The 16,384-nt window shown below is 73.9% G+C and carries 11 protein-coding genes; 6 read left to right on the top strand and 5 right to left on the bottom strand.

Features of this window, described 5'->3' with window-relative positions:
- The first annotated feature begins 42 nt into the window (after window positions 1-42).
- Complete coding sequence (locus G011_RS0101070) at window positions 43-471, top strand: hypothetical protein (protein WP_019606835.1); 429 nt, start codon at window positions 43-45, stop codon at window positions 469-471.
- A gap of 404 nt (window positions 472-875) precedes the next feature.
- Here the strand turns inward: G011_RS0101070 and G011_RS0101065 are convergent, their stop codons facing one another.
- Window positions 876-3,071: a cytochrome c oxidase assembly protein gene (locus tag G011_RS0101065; RefSeq protein ID WP_019606834.1), complete on the bottom strand. Its 2,196-nt coding sequence runs from the start codon at window positions 3,069-3,071 to the stop codon at window positions 876-878.
- 461 nt (window positions 3,072-3,532) lie between these two features.
- On the opposite strand from G011_RS0101065, the gene G011_RS0101060 reads away from it, so the two are divergent.
- The 4 genes from G011_RS0101060 to G011_RS0101045 all read left to right on the top strand — a co-directional run bounded on the left by G011_RS0101060 (window position 3,533) and on the right by G011_RS0101045 (window position 8,410).
- Complete coding sequence (locus tag G011_RS0101060; RefSeq protein ID WP_019606833.1) at window positions 3,533-4,750, top strand: amidohydrolase family protein; 1,218 nt, start codon at window positions 3,533-3,535, stop codon at window positions 4,748-4,750.
- Window positions 4,751-5,207: 457 nt separating this feature from the next.
- Window positions 5,208-6,329 carry an alanine dehydrogenase gene (gene ald, locus G011_RS0101055; protein ID WP_019606832.1) on the top strand — a complete coding sequence of 374 codons (1,122 nt, stop codon included), beginning with the start codon at window positions 5,208-5,210 and terminating at the stop codon, window positions 6,327-6,329.
- 187 nt (window positions 6,330-6,516) lie between these two features.
- Window positions 6,517-7,674, top strand: coding sequence for an enolase C-terminal domain-like protein (locus tag G011_RS0101050; protein ID WP_019606831.1), 1,158 nt, complete (start codon window positions 6,517-6,519; stop codon window positions 7,672-7,674).
- Between the two features lie 280 nt (window positions 7,675-7,954).
- On the top strand, window positions 7,955-8,410 hold the full coding sequence (locus G011_RS0101045) for a MaoC family dehydratase (protein ID WP_019606830.1): 456 nt from the start codon (window positions 7,955-7,957) through the stop codon (window positions 8,408-8,410).
- A gap of 90 nt (window positions 8,411-8,500) precedes the next feature.
- Here G011_RS0101045 and G011_RS0101040 read toward each other — a convergent pair whose 3' ends face one another.
- From G011_RS0101040 to G011_RS0101030, 3 genes are all read right to left on the bottom strand, one after another.
- Entirely contained in the window at window positions 8,501-10,156 is a 1,656-nt protein-coding gene (locus G011_RS0101040; RefSeq protein WP_026337896.1) for a glycosyltransferase family 2 protein, read from the bottom strand.
- Window positions 10,153-12,165 carry a glycosyltransferase family 2 protein gene (locus tag G011_RS0101035; protein ID WP_019606828.1) on the bottom strand — a complete coding sequence of 671 codons (2,013 nt, stop codon included), beginning with the start codon at window positions 12,163-12,165 and terminating at the stop codon, window positions 10,153-10,155. Before G011_RS0101035 ends, G011_RS0101040 begins: the two co-directional genes overlap by 4 nt.
- A gap of 73 nt (window positions 12,166-12,238) precedes the next feature.
- On the bottom strand, window positions 12,239-13,285 hold the full coding sequence (locus G011_RS0101030) for a class I SAM-dependent methyltransferase (RefSeq protein ID WP_019606827.1): 1,047 nt from the start codon (window positions 13,283-13,285) through the stop codon (window positions 12,239-12,241).
- A 776-nt stretch (window positions 13,286-14,061) separates the two neighbouring features.
- Between G011_RS0101030 and G011_RS0101025 the strand changes: the two genes are divergently transcribed.
- A complete protein-coding gene (locus G011_RS0101025) occupies window positions 14,062-14,676 on the top strand; it encodes a superoxide dismutase (protein WP_013151670.1) in 615 nt (204 codons plus the stop codon).
- 135 nt (window positions 14,677-14,811) lie between these two features.
- Here the strand turns inward: G011_RS0101025 and G011_RS0101020 are convergent, their stop codons facing one another.
- On the bottom strand, window positions 14,812-16,287 hold the full coding sequence (locus tag G011_RS0101020) for a PLP-dependent aminotransferase family protein (protein WP_019606826.1): 1,476 nt from the start codon (window positions 16,285-16,287) through the stop codon (window positions 14,812-14,814).
- Window positions 16,288-16,384 lie beyond the last annotated feature (97 nt).

The following is a 16,384-nucleotide window of genomic DNA, read 5'->3' as shown; positions in this document are numbered from 1 at the left end:
CACGTCCACCCCGGATCCGGGCATCCGCGGTTCGGTGCGACAATGGCGAGCGTGAGTTCGCTGGTCAACATCGCCGTGTTCGGAGTCGTGGGCGCCATCCTGATGGCGGCCCTGCTCGGTCTGCTCCTCGTCCTCTCCGGGAGCTCGCGCGGGGCGTCGCCCCGGTCGCGGGCCGCGTTCGGGATCGCCTCCGTGGTGGTGCTGGTGGCGCTGCCGACGCTGGCCGCGGCCAACGCGCTGGCCGCCGGGTCCGGTTTCTGGGCGGGGTTCGCCGCGTCCGCCTGCGTCGCGGCCGTCGTGTCCGCGGTGAACGTGGTCATGCTGCCGATGGTGGCGCGCCGCCAGTCCTCGGGGGGCGGCCAGTCCGCGGTGTCCGCGCTGCGGCCCTCCCTGCCGCTGCTGGCCGCGGCCCTGCTGGTCTGCCTGGCCCTGGGACTGGTGGGGGCCTCCGTGGCCGCCCTGGTCGTCTGACCCCGTGCCCCTGCCTCCGCGCGCCCCGTGCCCTTGCGGTGCGGGGCGCTTCGCTGCGCCGGTCCGCCCGTCAGGCCGCTTCCCGGTCTGCGGCGCCTGCGCTGCGTGAGCCCGCCGAAGCCCACGATGACGGCCCGCTCGGCGGCCGGGGACGCGGGACCGTGGCCGCCGATCGGCAGCGGAGGCCGGGGCCGAGCAGGACGTCGAATCCCTGTGCCTCGACGGCGCGACAGACCCCGACCCGGTCCCCGGGCCCGTCCGCGGGCATGTCGGCTCCGAAACGGAATCCCCTCACGGGACCGGGCCGACACCACCGTGCGCCCCGGCGCCGGGGGGCGGCGTGCTCCGGTCGGGCCCGCGACGACGGCGGGGGCGCACCGGCCGGTGCGCCCCCGCGTGCGGGTTCAGCCGCGCTTGCCGGCGGCGGGGTCGGAGTCGTCGTCCCCGGACTCGGCCGCCGGTGCGCTCCGCGCCTTCGGTTCCTCACCGGTGCGCGGCGGCGCCTCCGTGGCCGTGGTGGCCGCGGCCGGGGCCCCGCCCCGCGAGCGGCGTTCGAGCTCGGCCAGGTAGGCGTTGTAGGCGTCCATGTCGGCGTCGTCGGAGCCGCCCCGGCGGCTGTGACGCTCCCGGCGGCGCTCCTGCTTCTCGTCGTCGCGCGACCACTGCCGGACCAGCGCGATCATGACCAGCGCGGTGGGGATCTCGCCCAGCGCCCAGGCGACGCCGCCGCCCGCGTACTGGTCGGCGGCCTGGTCCTCCAGCCACGGGATGTCGAACTGGCCGTAGTAGTCCATCGCCAGGGGTTCGGACTGCATCATGATCGTGATGCCGAAGAAGGCGTGGAACCCCATCACCACCAGCAGCAGCAGGATGCGCAGCAGGAAGGGCACCTTCCTCGGCGCCGGGTCCACGCCCACGATGATCCAGTAGAAGAGGAAGCCCACCAGCAGGAAGTGCACGCCCATGAGCAGGTGGCCCAGGTGGTCGTTCATCAGCGTGCCGAACAGCGGCGTGAAGTACAGCGCGTAGGGGCCGAACACGAACAGCGGGGCGGCGATCGCCGGGTGCGTGACCAGCTTGGAGAAACGACTGTTCAGGAACAGGTTGAGCCACTCGCGCGGCCCCCGGTCCCCGCGCCGCGCGGCGGGCTTGAGCGCCCGCAGGGCCAGGGTGATCGGCGCGCCCAGCACCAGCAGGATCGGGGTGAGCATCGACAGCACCATGTGCTGGATCATGTGCGTCGAGAACAGCACCATGGAGTAGGTCGCGAACCCGGTGAGCTGCGTGACCACGATCGTGAGCAGCCCGGCCGCGAAGGCCACCGTCCGCCCCACGGGCCAGGAGTCGCCCCGGCGCACCAGCCGGACCACGGCTCCCGCGTACAGCCCGCCCGCGACGACCACGATCATGATGAAGAACAGGTCGGGGCGCCACAGGGTGAGCAGAGTCTGGGCGGTCATGGGCGGCGGGATCGGGAAGCCGAGGATCGCGGCGGCCGGGTCCACGGTGCCCTCCAGCGGCGGGGGCGGCGCGGTACGCCCCAGGCCGACGGACACGCCGATGACGGTGGCCATGATGAGCACCTCGGCCAGCGCCGCGCGCAGGAACAGCGGGCGCCGGAAGGCCTCGCCCGCCGTTCCCTGCGGGGCGCCCTCCAGGCGCTTGAAGACGAACTCGCGGTGCATGTAGCCGAACGCGCCCAGGACCCCGAACAGGATGACCTTGACCAGGATGATCAGGCCGTACTCGGTGGCGACGAGGTCCCCGATCGAGTACAGGCGGGCCAGCGCGCTGGCCGCGCCGCTGACGGCCACGCCGACGTAGGCCCACAGGGCCAGGCGGCTGAAGCGGTTGGCGGCCACCGACGGGTCCTGGGCGTCGCGGCGCAGCGCGTGGTAGGTCAGCGCGGCCACACCGCCCACCCACACGCTGATGGAGATCACGTGCAGGGCCAGCCCGGTCACGGCCAGCTCGTGCGAGCCGGAGGAGGCCGAGTGGCCGGTCAGCGCGGGCGGCGTGGTGGCGGCCAGGGCCAGGACGAGCAGCCACAGGCCGCCGGTGGCGGTGGTGGCCGTGCGGCCGAACAGGGCGATGCCGGTCGTGAGCAGGACGACGAACATCAGCGCGATGCCGCCCGAGACCGATCCGGCGTAGGCCGTGACCTCGTCGACGCTGATCTGGCCGACCTTGCGGGCCAGGAACTCCGCGGCCTGGAAGTACAGGGTGAACACGGCGGCGAGGGCCCAGACCAGGCCCGCCCAGCTGGCCGCGCGCACGTAGGAGGTCGCCTGCGGGGAGAGCCTGCCCTTGTGGGAGGGCAGCAGGACCGCGGCGAGCAGCAGCAGGCCGATCGCCACGACCGCGGAGGCGTCCATGGTGACCTTGGCCAGCGGCAGGCCCCAGCGGACCGCCTCACCGGCGTCGGGCAGCCCCGGGATGACCTCGGGGAAGGCGGCTCCGCCGAGGACCAGGGTCAGGCTCAGGCCGGTCAGGCACAGGGCGGCGGCCGCGGCGGCGAAGAGGGGCGCCCGTCCCGTGCCCGGGGCGTCGTCATGGTGTTCCTTGAGGGGGGACTTCTGGTTCTGTGCGGGAGGAGCCACGCGCCACTCCGTCGTCGGTCTCGTTACAACTGGCTGGTCAGCGCCCTTGGCCGTGTGACCGCCTCGCCGCTGTCCGGGACTTTTCCGGCAGGGGCCGCGCACGGAGGAACACCTCGACCAAGGTTAGTCCGTCTACTACACAGTGTCGGACTTGGGCGTCCCCGTACACCCCCGCTGGCGGATCCGGGGCGCCCGCGCAGGTGGGGACGGGCCCTGCCGGGGCGGTCTGGAGGGCGGTCACGGGAGGTGGGCGGCGGCGCCCCTCGCCCGTCCGGCGGGGCGGCGGTGCCGGGGCCGGGATGTCGGATTCCCCCCTTGCGGAGGGGCTCTTCGCGATACGCTCGTATCCGGTCGAGACGACGGTTTCCCCGCCTTCGGCGTCCGGCCTCCCCTCCCGTGCCGCGGTCGCCCGCGGCGCCTCTCAGCACATCCTCCAGCGAGCGCAGCGAAGGGGACGGCGGATGACCGTGTACGACAGTGTGGTCAGGTCCACGCGCGTGGTCCTCCCCGAGGGGGTCCGGCCCGCCTCGGTCGGGGTGCGCGACGGGCGGGTCGAGGCCGTGGGCGCCCACGGCGCGCACATGCCCGCCCACGAGACGACCGACCTCGGCGACGTGGCCCTGCTGCCCGGCGCGGTGGACGTCGGCACCGGCGCGCACGTGCCCGGGCAGGACCTGTCCGAGTCCTACCGCCGGACGGGGACGGCCGCCCTTCGCGGCGGTGTGACCTGCGTGGTGGCCTCCCCCGCCCCGGCCCGGCCCGCCCTCACCTGCGCGGACGCCCTCGGGGCGCACCAGCGCGCGGCGGCCCTGTCCCCCGTACCGGTGCTCTTCCTGGGCGGGGTGGCCCCGGGCACCGGCCCGCTTGACCTGGCCGACCTCCAGGCCGCCGGGGCGGTGGCCTTCCACTGCTCGCTGTCGGACGGGGGCGCCCCGGACATCGCGGCGCTCAACGACGCCCAGCTGCGCAAGGCGATGGCCGAACTCGCGGCGCTGGACAGCGTGCTGCTGGTGCACGCCGAGGACGCGGCCGAGCTGGGGACCCCGCCGACGGCGGCGGAGCACCGGCCGCCCCGGGCGGAGCGGCGCGGGCTGGAGCGGGTGATCGCGGCGGCCCGCGCGGTGGGGACGCGCACGCACGTGGGGTCGTTCACCGCGGCCGAGTGCGCGGCGCTGCTGGCGGCGGCGGGGACGGTGGGGGTGGCGCTGACGGCGCACACCTGCCCGCACTACCTGTGCCTGCCCTCGGAGTCGCTGGGGCCGGAGTCGCCCGCGCACGCCTGTCGGCCGCCGCTGCGCTCGGACGCCAACCGCAAGGCGTTGTGGAGCGCGCTGCTGGCGCGGGACTCGGCGATCACCACCGTGGGCTCGGGGCACCTGCCCGCCCACGGCCTGTACACGCTGGAGTGGAGCCTGTCGGCGCTGTGGACGGCGGCGCACCGGCGCGGCCTGGGGCTGGCCGACCTCGCACGGTGGACGGCGCGGGCCCCGGCGGAACTGCTGGGACTGGTGGGCAAGGGCCGGATCGCGGCGGGGTTCGACGCCGACCTGGTCGCCTTCGACCCCGGCGCGCGGGTGGCGGTCCCCGCGGCGGACCCGAGTCCCTACGCGGGCCGGGAGCTGACCGGCCGGGTACGGCGGGTGTGGATCTCGGGCCGCCCGGCGGACGGCGTCCGTTAGGACGGCGGGCGGTCGCGCGGCGGTCCGACCCACGGCTACCCGCAGCGACCCGCGGTGCGGCACCCGGACCGCACGCGTTCGGCGGGACGGCACCCGGTGGGGCGGTGCCCGGACGCGCGGCGGCCCGTGAGGCGGTTCCCGACGGGACGACATCCGCACCGACGGCGCCCCGGACCGACGGGGTAGGGCAGGACGGCGCTCGGACCGGCCGCGTTCGGCGGGACATCGCCGAGCCCGCGGCGCCCGGACCGCGAGCGCCCGGAACGGCGGCTTCCAGGGCGTCGGGCCCCGGGGGATTGAGCCCGCCCGTCACGGGCAGGTACCCGTGTCCCAGACCACACATCGCCCTTACACCCTGTCAACAAGATCGCCGATAGCGATGCATGTTGGCGATAGCGCCAGGGCACCCCCGCAGTTCACAGTGGGGGTATCAACGGAGATAGCCGTAGGAGGAACCGTGCGCATCGGCGTGCCCCGCGAGATCAAGAACCACGAGTACCGGGTGGCCATCACCCCCGCCGGGGTCCACGAACTGGTCCGACGCGGCCACGAGGTGGTCGTCGAGCGCGACGCGGGCCTGGGCTCCTCCATCTCCAACGCCGAGTACGAGGCGGCGGGCGCGCGCGTCCTGGACTCCCCCGACGAGGTGTGGGCCGCCGGTGAGCTGATCCTGAAGGTCAAGGAGCCGATCGCGGCCGAGTACCACCGCATGCGGGAGGGGCAGACCCTCTTCACCTACCTGCACCTGGCCGCCTCGCGCGAGTGCACCGACGCCCTGCTGGAGCGGCGGGTGACCGGCATCGCCTACGAGACCGTGCAGCTGCCGGACGGCTCCCTGCCGCTGCTGGCCCCGATGTCGGAGGTCGCGGGCCGCCTGGCCCCGCAGATGGGCGCGGTGACCCTCCAGCGGCCCAGCGGCGGGCGCGGCGTGCTGATGGGCGGGGTGCCGGGCGTGCGCCCGGCGCGCGTGACCGTGATCGGCGCGGGCGTCTCCGGCCTGAACGCGACGCAGATCGCGGTGGGCATGGGCGCGGAGGTGACCGTGCTGGACCTGAACGTGAACAAGCTGCGGCACGTGGACTCCCTCTACCAGGGCCGGGTCAAGACGGTGGTGTCCAACGCCTTCGAGCTGGAGCTGTCGGTGCTGGAGTCGGACATGGTGATCGGCGCGGTGCTGGTGCCGGGGGCCAGGGCGCCCAAGCTGGTGACCAACGAGCTGGTGTCGCGGATGCGGCCGGGCGCGGTGCTGGTGGACATCGCGATCGACCAGGGCGGGTGCTTCGAGGACTCGCGCCCCACCACACACGCCGACCCCACCTTCCACGTGCACGACACGGTGTTCTACTGCGTGGCGAACATGCCGGGCGCGGTGCCCAACACCTCCACGCACGCCCTCACCAAGGACACCCTGCGGTACGCGGTGGCGCTGGCGGAGAAGGGCTGGCGGCGCGCCATGAACGAGGACGAGGCGCTGGCCGGGGGCCTGAACACCTTCGACGGCGACGTGGTCTCCGCCCCGGTCGCCGAGGCGCACGGGCTCAAGCACCGCCCGCTGGACGAGGTGCTGGTCCAGGGCTAGGAGGGGATACGGTCCGCAGAACGCGGGCGGAGCCCGCCCGGGGTCCGCGCCGCCCGGCCGCACGGGTGGCGCGGACCGCACCGTTCGGGGTGGTCGCGCAGGTCGGCCGGGGGTACCGTCGAGGGGAAAGCCCGCGCGCCCGGCTCTGCGGCCGGTCGCGGGAGGACGAGTACCGAGGTGGGACAGCGTGGCACACACCGGCTCGGCGACCGCGACCCGGATCGTCGAACTCGAGCTGATCCGGCTGCGGCCCCCGGCCGGCGGCCGAGGCCCCGGCGCCGACGGCCCCGTCCTGGTCCGGGTGGCCGACGGTGACGGCGTGAGCGGTTGGGGAGAGCTGCCGGAGGCCAGCGGAGCCCAGTGGGAGGCCCTGACCCGCGCCTTCGCCCCCGCCCTGCTCGGCCACTCCTGGCGGCGTCCGACCGAGGCGGGCGAGGCCTGGGCCGATCTGCCCTGGGACCCGGCCGTGGCCGGGGCCCTGGACACCGCGTGCTGGGACCTGTGGAGCCGCCAGCGCGACACCCCGCTCTCGCACGCCCTGGGCGGGGAGCGCACCGCGCTCACCGCCGGGGTGACGCTGCCCCGCCAGGTGGCCGTGGAGTCGGTGGTCACGGAGGTGAACCGCCAGGTGGGGGCGGGGTTCCGGCGGATCCGGCTGGAGATCGCCCCGGGCTGGGACGCGGACGTGGTGCGCGCGGTGCAGTCGAGTTTCCCGTTCCTGGTCCTCCAGGCGGACGCGGGCTGCCGCTACACCGAGTCCCCCGCCGACCTGGACGCGCTGCGCGTCCTGGACGGGCTCGGTCTGCTGGCGGTGGAGGACCCCTTCGCCCCGGGAGATCTGGCCGCGCACGCCCGGCTGTCCGCCGAACTGCGCACGCCGGTGGCGCTGGGCCGGTCCCTGGAGTCGGTGGACGACCTCACCGAGGCGATCCGGGCCGAGGCGGGCGGCGCGGTGAACGTGGACCCGACCCGTATGGGCGGCCTCACGGCGGCCCGCCGCGCGGTGGACCGCGCCGTGGACGCCGGCTGGCGGGTGTGGTGCGGTTCGTCGGCGGTGACGGGGATCGGCCGCGCCGCGACGGTCGCGTTGGGCTCGCTGTCGGGGGCCTCGCTGCCGGTGGAGATGCCCGGAGCCGGGAACCGGGGCCGCGACCTGATGCTCCCGCCCGTGCGCGCGCACGACGGGGTGGTGCCGGTTCCGCTGACCGAGAGCGGCCTGGGGCACACGGTGGACCGCGCGGCGGTGGCCGAGCGCACCGCCCGGGCCCTGGTCGTGGACGCCGACGGCCCGCGCGAGGCCCATGTGGAGCGCGGGCGCGCCAACGGCGCCCGGCGGCGGCGCTGACCGGAGAGTCCCGCACAACCGCAGCAACCGCAGCAACCGCAGCAACCACAGCAACCGCAGCAACCGCAGCAACCACAGCAACCACAGCAACCGCAGCAACCGCAGCAACCGCAGCAACCGCAGCAACCGCAGCAACCGCAGCAACCGCAGCAACCGCAGCAACCGCAGTGGAACTCCGCCGAGCCCGACCGGGTTCCCTCCTCCCCTAACCGAACAGCGTTAGGTAGAGTTGCGGCACCGTCCGGCCCCCGTTTCCGGACCCGACGACCGTGGAGGCGCGGTGCGCGTATTCGCCGACATCCAAGAGGTGCTCGCATCCCAGGGCGAACACCTGGGCCACACCGACTGGGTGACCATCGACCAGGACCGGATCTCCCTGTTCGCCGAAGCGACGCAGGACCACCAGTGGATCCACACCGAACCCGAGAGGGCGGCCGCGGGCCCCTTCGGGGGCACCATCGCGCACGGGTTCCTCACCCTGTCGATGCTGGCCCACTTCTCCCAGTCGGTGATCTCGGTGACGAGGAAGCCGAGCATGTCCATCAACTACGGGCTCAACAAGGTGCGCTTCCTCCAGCCGGTCGTGTCCGGCTCGCGCATCCGCGACGGCGTGGAGCTCAGCTCGGTCCAGGAGACCCCCAAGGGCTACCTGGTCACCACGACCCACACCGTGGAGATCGAGGGCCGTGAGCGGCCCGCCCTGGTGGCCGAGTCGCTCGGCCTGTGGGTGCCCTGAGGCCCTCCGTTCCCGCGAAGGCCTCAGGACGCCCCCGACGTGCGGGCGCGGCCCCGGCCGGGCGGTCCTCCCGCCGGCCGGGGCCGTGTCTCAGCGCGCCAGCTTGCGCAGCGCCCTGCGGGTGAGCCCCGGGGTGAACCAGCGCAGCTTGCGCTCGGCGCGCCTGGCCCGGGCACGCAGGCGCTCCACCTCGGCGAGCGCCTGGTCGAGCTTGCGCCGCAGCGTCTCGGGGTTCTCGGGCTTGGTCCGCTCCCCCTCCTCCGGGAACACGAAGTCCGTCCCGGGGACCCAGTGGGTGCCGTAGACCTCCTCCACCCGGCGGTCCAGCTCCTCGGAGGTCGCCTCGGGCCACAGGTGTCGGGCCCTGGCGTAGGCGGCGATCCGCTCCAGGCGCATGACGCCGTCACCGCGTGTGGCCCCGGGCACGGGAGAGCACAGCAGCCCGGCCTTGTTCTTGTTGGCCATGTCGACCAGCTCGACGACCGCCCGCTCCCTCAGGGCCGGACCGGCGGGCACGCGCAGCTGGAAGTTGACGAGCGGGTCGTGGCCCGGCGCGTGCTCCACCAGGCGCACCCGGGGGTCGCCCCGGAAGGTCTCCCGGATCAGCCGCAGGTCGAGCCGCTCCTCGTCCAGCGGGGAGCGCCGCCCCTCGTCCAGCACGTCCCAGGGGCCGACCAGCCACAACCGGATGTCGGGAGTGGTACCGGACAGCAGCGCGGACGCGGTGGTGTCCACGTCCTCCAGGGTGGCGCCGTCCACGTCCATCACCACGTCGACCAGCGGGACCTCCCACTGCCGGTCGGGGCGCTTGCGCCGCAGGTGGAAGTCGGGCACCCGGTTGGCCACGAAGGGAGCGCGGTAGCGGGTGCCCGCGTCGCGGCGGGTCTGCATCTGGGTGCGGCCCAGGTGCCAGCTGCTGGTGTCCAGGTCGGGGACGAACAGGGCGCCCTGCTGGGAGACCCGGTAGGCGAACTCGCTGTCGCCGCCCAGGACCAGCTCCCCGTTCAGGCCGCCCGCGGCGTCGAACAGGGTGCGGTGCAGGGAGCCGGTGGCGCCGATGAACACCTTGTAGGCCAGGCGGTCGGCGGTCCGCAGCTTGTCCTTGCCGTCGATGGTCTGCTCCACCCAGTGCGGGTCGGCGCTCTCGCGGTCGAACAGCTGGGCGGCGCGTCCCTCGCGCACCTCGGTGGCCACGTACTCGGCGGTCATGGCCTTCGGGTCGAAGTCCACGAACATCTTGTGGCCCAGGGCGACCCCGTAGTCGACCAGGTGGTGCCAGCGCATCTGCGACTCGACGTGGTCGCGGTAGACCAGCATGTCCGCGTCCAGGCGCAGGACCACCTGGCCGGAGGAGACGGCCACGCCGCTGTTGACGGCGTGCGCCGAGCCCCAGCCGCCGGGGGCCGAGGTGATCAGCCGGGTGTTCTCCGGGCGCACCGGTGAGAGCGTGAGGGGTTCGGGCGTGCCGTCGTCCACCACGATCACCTCCATCAGGTGCGCGGGGTAGCTCTGCGCGGACAGGGAGGCCAGGACGAGTTCGAGCTTTTCCTGGTGCCCGTGGGCGGGGATGACCACCGACACCGACAGGGTCGGGGTCCACTCGCCGATCGCGGGCGGCTGGAGCACGGAGTAGTCGTTGCGCCGCGCGCGGGGCTGGTCGCGGTAGTCGATCTGCGCGCGGGGCAGGATCGGCGCGGTCGCGCGGTCGCCGGAGACCGGTTCCGGAGTCATGTCAAGCGTGGTCAACGGATCTCCCCCGTGTACTCGGTGGCGGGCTGGCCGAGGGGCGAGGGCTCGCCCTCCACGATGGCGCTCGGACGCCAGCCGAACCACTGCTGGGTGTGGTTGTGCAGGAAGAAGGCCATGTCCTCGGACCAGGTGTGCCCGCCGCCGGTGCGGCGGAGCACGTACCCGAGTCCATGGGCGCGGTAGATGCGGCCGCCGCCCCGGATGACGGCGAGGAGCAGCTGGGTGTCGATGGCGCGGGGCAGCGGCCGGAAGCCGCCGATCTCCTCCATCACCACGCGGTCGGTGAGGATCGTGCCCCCGGCGATGAACCGGGTCGCCGCCTCCGACCTGCGGTTGCGCCAGACGGTCAGGTCCACCTCCTGGAGGTAGATGAAGTCCTGTCCGGTGCCCACGAGCTCGGCGCCGGAGTAGGTCCGCGCCATCAGCAGGTCGGCCAGGTGGTCGGGGCCGTACCAGTCGTCGTCGTCCCACTTGGAGATCAGGTCTCCGGAGGCGCGGTCGACGGAGTCGTTGAGCACCGAGCCGAAGATCTGGCCCGCGTCGGCCTCGTGCAGGACCAGCGGCAGCCCCGTCTCCCGGAACGCGTCGATCGCCGCGCGCACCTCGGGCAGGTCCGCCGTGAACCCGTGGAGGGTGAGGACCACCTCCAGTTCCACGTCGCGCTGCCGGGCGATCTGGGCGAGCGCGAACCCGACCATCTCGGGGCGGCGCGTGCACAGGATCACCGACACGCGAGACTCCCTGGGCAGGGGGATCCCGGCCTCCGCCCCCAGGGCCCGCCAGCGGGAGCGCTGGCCGTGGGCACGCAGGGCCGTGCGGCGCAGGCGGACGCTGTACTCCTCACGACGCAGCTGGTCGCGCAGGTCCTCGTCGCGGGCTCCGGTGATCAGGTCCGTGAGCGGCGTGCCCAGGCCCGAGGCCCAGGCGGGCACCTCGCCGCTGATCAGGGGCACCCCGCCGGCGGCCAGGGAGGCGACCGCGCGTACGGCGGCGCTGGGTCCGGTGTGCCCGGACCAGTCCACCCTGACCCCGCGCAGGTGGCGCAGGCGTGCCAGGTCGACGTCGGTGACCGTGCCGTCGGCGGCGACGGTGACCAGGTCCTTGCCGCCCTCCCTGACCACGGCGTGGGGGCCGTGGACGGTGAGGTCGGCCAGGTTCCCGTCCTTGACCCTGGTGAACCCGGTGGGGTTGACGGTGAGCTCGTCCACGGGCGCGACCGCGTGCGCGCTGTCCGGCACCGCCTCGTGGGCCCGGACGTGCCCGTCCGGCCCGGAGATCCGGGCCCAGGAGTCGGCGGCGGTGGTGGCGCGGTCCAGGACGGGGACGACCGGGTCGGTCCACTCGGGCCGCGCGACGTCGTCGGACACGCGCAGCGCCAGGTCCCCCACAGGGGTCACCCGGCGCAGCGGGACGGGCCCCTGTGCCTCCACGCCCCGCACGCCGGTGTCGCCCGGCCGCCACAGGGCGGCCTCGGGCCCGTTGAGGACGGCCAGCGGCGCGGTGGCCGGCCCCCTGCGCCGACCCCGGGTGCCGTGCACGACGGCGTCGACCACCTGGACGGTGTCCATCCCGTTGGGGAAGAACAGCTCGCACAGCCAGCCGCTCCTGTTGACGCGGCGGACCCGTACCTCCTGGAGCTCGCGCCACTGGCCCATGCCCGGGGAGGCGGGGATCGGGGGCTCCTGGTGGCCGGAGGTGGCGACCATGGCGACCACGATGTGCACGGCTCTGGGAAGGTGCGTGGAGACGGTGAGGGCGCGGTGCAGGTCGGTGGTCGTGGCGGCCACGACCGCGACCAGACCGACCTCGGGCTCCTCGTCCCGTATCCAGGCGCGCGGAAGCTCCAGGGGCTGGCCCAGGGGGTGGGCGTCCAGGTCCACCAGGATGTCGTCGGGGCGTAGCGGCAGCTCGGCCAGGACGGCGCGGGTGTCGGCACCCGCGTGGCAGAGCACGGCGGCCTCGGTGCCACGGGCGCGCAGTGCCTGCCGCAGGGCGGTGGTAATCATCGGGTGACCTCGGGTGTGTCGGTCGGGGCTCCACGGGGAGCCCGTCAGGCGGTGCGTGGGAACGCGGCGTCCGCTAGACGCCCTTGCGGCTGAAGACGTGGGCGCCCTTCTCGGCGGCCTCCTCGACGCGCTGGAGTTCGGGGTGCTCGGCCAGCCAGCGGTCACCGATGGCGCGCTCGTCCACGCGCGCGGCGTCGTCCAGGACGATGACGGCGTCCTCGGTGCAGCGCGGCAGCAGGACGGGCAGCGCGGGGTAGCGGGCCTGGAGGCCGGTGGCCTGGGGCGGGCCGTCGACGAACACCAGGCCGACGTCCTCCAGGTCGGCGAAGACCGAGGTGTCGTACCAGCGGTCGGCGGTGGGCAGTTCCTCGCCGTTGACGGTGACCGTCGTGTTCGGGGTCTGGACCAGCGGTGCGTGCCGGACCTCGACGATGTCGTCGAGCCCGTGCGCGGCCACCAGTTCGCGGCTGAGCTCGGCGTAGCGGGCGTCGTGCTCGACGGCGACGAGTCTGCCGGTGCCCGCGCGGCGCAGGGCGTAGCCGATCCAGACGCTGGAGGCGCCGCTGCCGCACTCCACGACCAGGCCGGGGCGCAGCCGGTCGATCTGGCGGACCAGGATGCGGAGCACGTCGGGGGAGGCGGCCCAGCCGCGCAGGGGCGGCATGAACGCGGCGGTGTCGAGGTACTCGCGCAGCTCGGTCCAGGCGACCTGCTGCTCGTAGTCGTCGCGGCCCCGCGCGGTGATCACGTTCCTGATCTCGCGGCTGACCTTGGGGAGCGTGTGGTCCTGGAGGTGGGCGACGCGTTCGCGGACGCCGTCCATGGCCAGGGCGGCCTCCAGACGGTCGCGCCCCAGCGTCTCGGCGACGCTGCGGCTGTGGGCCTCCATCGAGGTGGACACGCTCCTGGAGAGGGCGCCCACCCTTCGGGACAGGAGCAGTGTGCCCAGCCCGAGCACGCCCACGGCACCGGCGAGCAGGCCGAGGAAGGTGAGGACGAGCACGTCCGTCCAGCCGATCAGGCCCGCGATCCCCAGGGCGGCTGGCACGCAGAGCACGGCGGCGCCGACCACCGCGCCGGTGACCAGGAGTGGACGGAGACGGCTGCGAAGCGACCGCATGGGCGGATACCTCCACGGGAGTTTCGACACGGTTCCGCCGGGCGCGGGCCGCGGGGGGACGAGAGGGAAGGGCTGGTTTCCCGGCACCGAACTGCCGCTTCACCCGGAGTTTCGGGGAGGCCGGCAATCTGCTCAGACGCTTTCGACCTTAGCCCTTCGAGGAAATAACGGACGCCCCCGAAGGGGAATCGAAACCTGGATTACACGCAATTCGCCTTCCGTTCACCCGCGCATCACGCGCCTCTCATGTGCGCGCATCCGGGGTTTTCCCGGAGCGTCGGCGGACCCGTCTCCGCCACCCGCTGGCCTCCCGTGGGACCTCCCGCGCGGCGGGACGGGGCCCGGGCGCGGGCGGCCGTGTGGCGTTTGGAGCACGACGGCCAATTCTTCCTCACCCACCTGCGAATTCGGCGCGATCACGGCGGACACCGGCCGATGTTTTCCGCGGAGTCCGCCGTGATCGCGCCCGCGTCCCCGGCGATTTCACCACGAAAGCCAGGATTAGGAGCGGCCGTGCCGGGCAGTGCGGGGAGGAGGCGGCGGTGGGACGCGGAGCGCGCGGACCGTCCGTGCGGGGTCCGCTCCCCCCAGGGGCGGTGGCCGCTGGCACGGGGCCGGGCACTCCGGACCGAGGTCGGCCGCCCCGGTTTATTCCCGTACCGGAGTGTAAAGAGCCTGACATCGGGTGAGCCGCCGCCCGACTGATAGCTTGCTGCCTAGGCGATCCCATCGCTGGTGAACACGACGAACCGCGTCATTGGAAAGGTGCGTCAGAGATGTCTGCGCCGTACTCGCTTCCCGAACTGCCCTACGACTACGCGGCCCTGGAGCCGTGGATCTCCGGTCAGATCATGGAGCTGCACCACGACAAGCACCACGCGACCTACGTCGCCGGTGCCAACACGGCTCTGGAGAAGATGGCGGAGGCCCGGGAGACCGGCGACTTCGGCACCATCCCGATGCTGGAGAAGAACCTGGCCTTCAACCTGGGCGGCCACGTCAACCACTCCGTCTTCTGGAAGAACCTGTCCCCCGAGGGCGGTGACAAGCCCGAGGGCGAGCTGGGCGCGGCCATCGACGACCAGTTCGGCTCCTTCGACGCCTTCCGCGCGCACTTCACCGCCGTGGCCACCACCATCCAGGGCTCGGGCTGGGCGATCCTGGCCTGGGACGCGCTGGGTCAGCGCCTGGTCATCGAGCAGCTCTACGACCAGCAGGGCAACACCGCCCTCAGCTCCGTTCCGCTGCTGATGCTGGACATGTGGGAGCACGCCTTCTACCTCCAGTACAAGAACGTGAAGGCCGAGTACGCCAAGGCGTTCTGGAACGTGGTCAACTGGGCCGACGTCCAGGAGCGCTTCACCAACGCCCGCGGGGTCAAGATCGGCTAGTCCCGGTCCCCCGTCCGGTTCGTCGCCGGACACGGCGGAGGGCGGCACCACCCACCGGTGATGCCGCCCTCGCGCGTGTACGGGTCCACCTCGCCCGGACCCCGTCCGCGCCGGGACCCGCCCCGCCCCGGCGGGTCAGACCACGAGGCGGACCGGATCGGGCTCCACCGGCCCGTGCCGGTCGAGTTCGCGCCAGGCCCGCGCCAGCCGCCAGACCAGCTCCTCCCGGGTGGGGGCGTCGTAGGCGAAGGGCAGCCGGAACCACTCGGCGTGGCGCTCCCCTCCGGAGGCCGACATCACCGAGCCCGGGACCAGTTCCACGTCGTGGCAGAGCGCGACCTGCACGTAGGCGCGGGCCTCCACCCCGGGCAGGCGCACCCACAGCGCCGCTCCTCCGTCGGGGCGCCGCCACTCCCAGGAGGGCAGGGCCCCGCGCAGCAGCTCCTCCATGTGGTCGAGGGCCTCGCGCATCAGCGCGGAGCGCTGCCGGGACAGCTCGTCGTACCTCTCCAGGAGGCGCACGGTCACCGCCTGGTCGAGCAGGGGGCTGGCCAGGTCGGCGAGGACCTTGCGGCGGCTCAGGCGCAGGGCCATCTCGGCGGGCGCGCGCAGCCAGCCCAGCCGGAGCCCGGCCCAGCCGACCTTGGACAGCGACTCCACGGTGATGACCTCGGCCCCGCGCGGGGCGAACGCGGCCAGCGGCGGGGGCTCGTCGGGGGCCCGCAGGCCGGTGTAGGCGTGGTCCTCCAGCACCGGAACGCCGTGACGGGCGGACAGCTCGCCCAGCTCGCGGCGGCGCGCCGCGGACATCATCGTGCCGGTGGGGTTGTGGTACGAGGGCATCGTGTAGACGAGGTGGGGCGCGTGCTCGGCCACGGCGCGGCGCACGCCGTTGGCGTCCAGGCCCTGTTCGTCCAGGGGCACGGGCAGGAAGCGGGCGCCCCGGTCGCCCATCAGGTCCAGGCAGCCCGCGAAGCTGGGGTCCTCCACCACGACGGGCGAGCCGTTGCGCAGGTAGAGCTGGGCGACCAGGTTGACGGCCTGGTGGGCGCCGGTGGTGACGACGATCTGGTCGGCGGTGGTGGGCAGGCCCCGGGCGGTGTAGTGGTCGGCGACGGCCCGGCGCAGCGCGGGCAGGCCGCTGGGGTGGTAGCTGCCCTCGGCCATGAGCGCGGGCAGGTCCTCGGCCACGACCCGGCGGATGGCCTCCTCCACGCCGGGGAGCGCGGGGGTGGTCAGGCAGGCGGCCGAGATGAGTCCCTCCTCGTGCTGGAAGAGGTTGCGGTACATGGGGTTGCCCGTGCCGTTGGCGGTCCAGCCGTCCGAGCGCACGGGCGCGACCCGGCTGCTGACGCGGGTGCCACTGCCCTGCCTGCTGTCGAGGATGCCGTCCGCGCGCAGGGCGTCGTAGGCGGAGACCACGGTGGTGCGGCTCACCCGGAGGCTGGCGGCGAGGGCTCGTTCGGAGGGAAGGCGCTCACCAGGGGTGAGGCTGCCCTGGTCGACCAGCTGGCGCAGGGTGTCGGCGAGGCGCCGGTAGAGGGGCCCGCCGCCCCGGGGCCAGGCGCCGAGGAGGTCGGCGAGTTCGGCGGAACTCCGGGAAGAGTCCATTTTCCCCTCCATTGGATCTGTGGGGGGTGGCCCCCGGATTCCATACTGGCATCACCAGGGGGATACCACCAGAGCCGAAGCGGATCCCCATCAGCGG

Source organism: Nocardiopsis sp. CNS-639, from assembly GCF_000381685.1.
GTDB classification, from domain to species: Bacteria; Actinomycetota; Actinomycetes; order Streptosporangiales; family Streptosporangiaceae; genus Nocardiopsis; species Nocardiopsis dassonvillei.
Note: the sequence above shows the minus strand (reverse complement) of the source record. Positions and strands in the feature narration are given on the sequence as shown.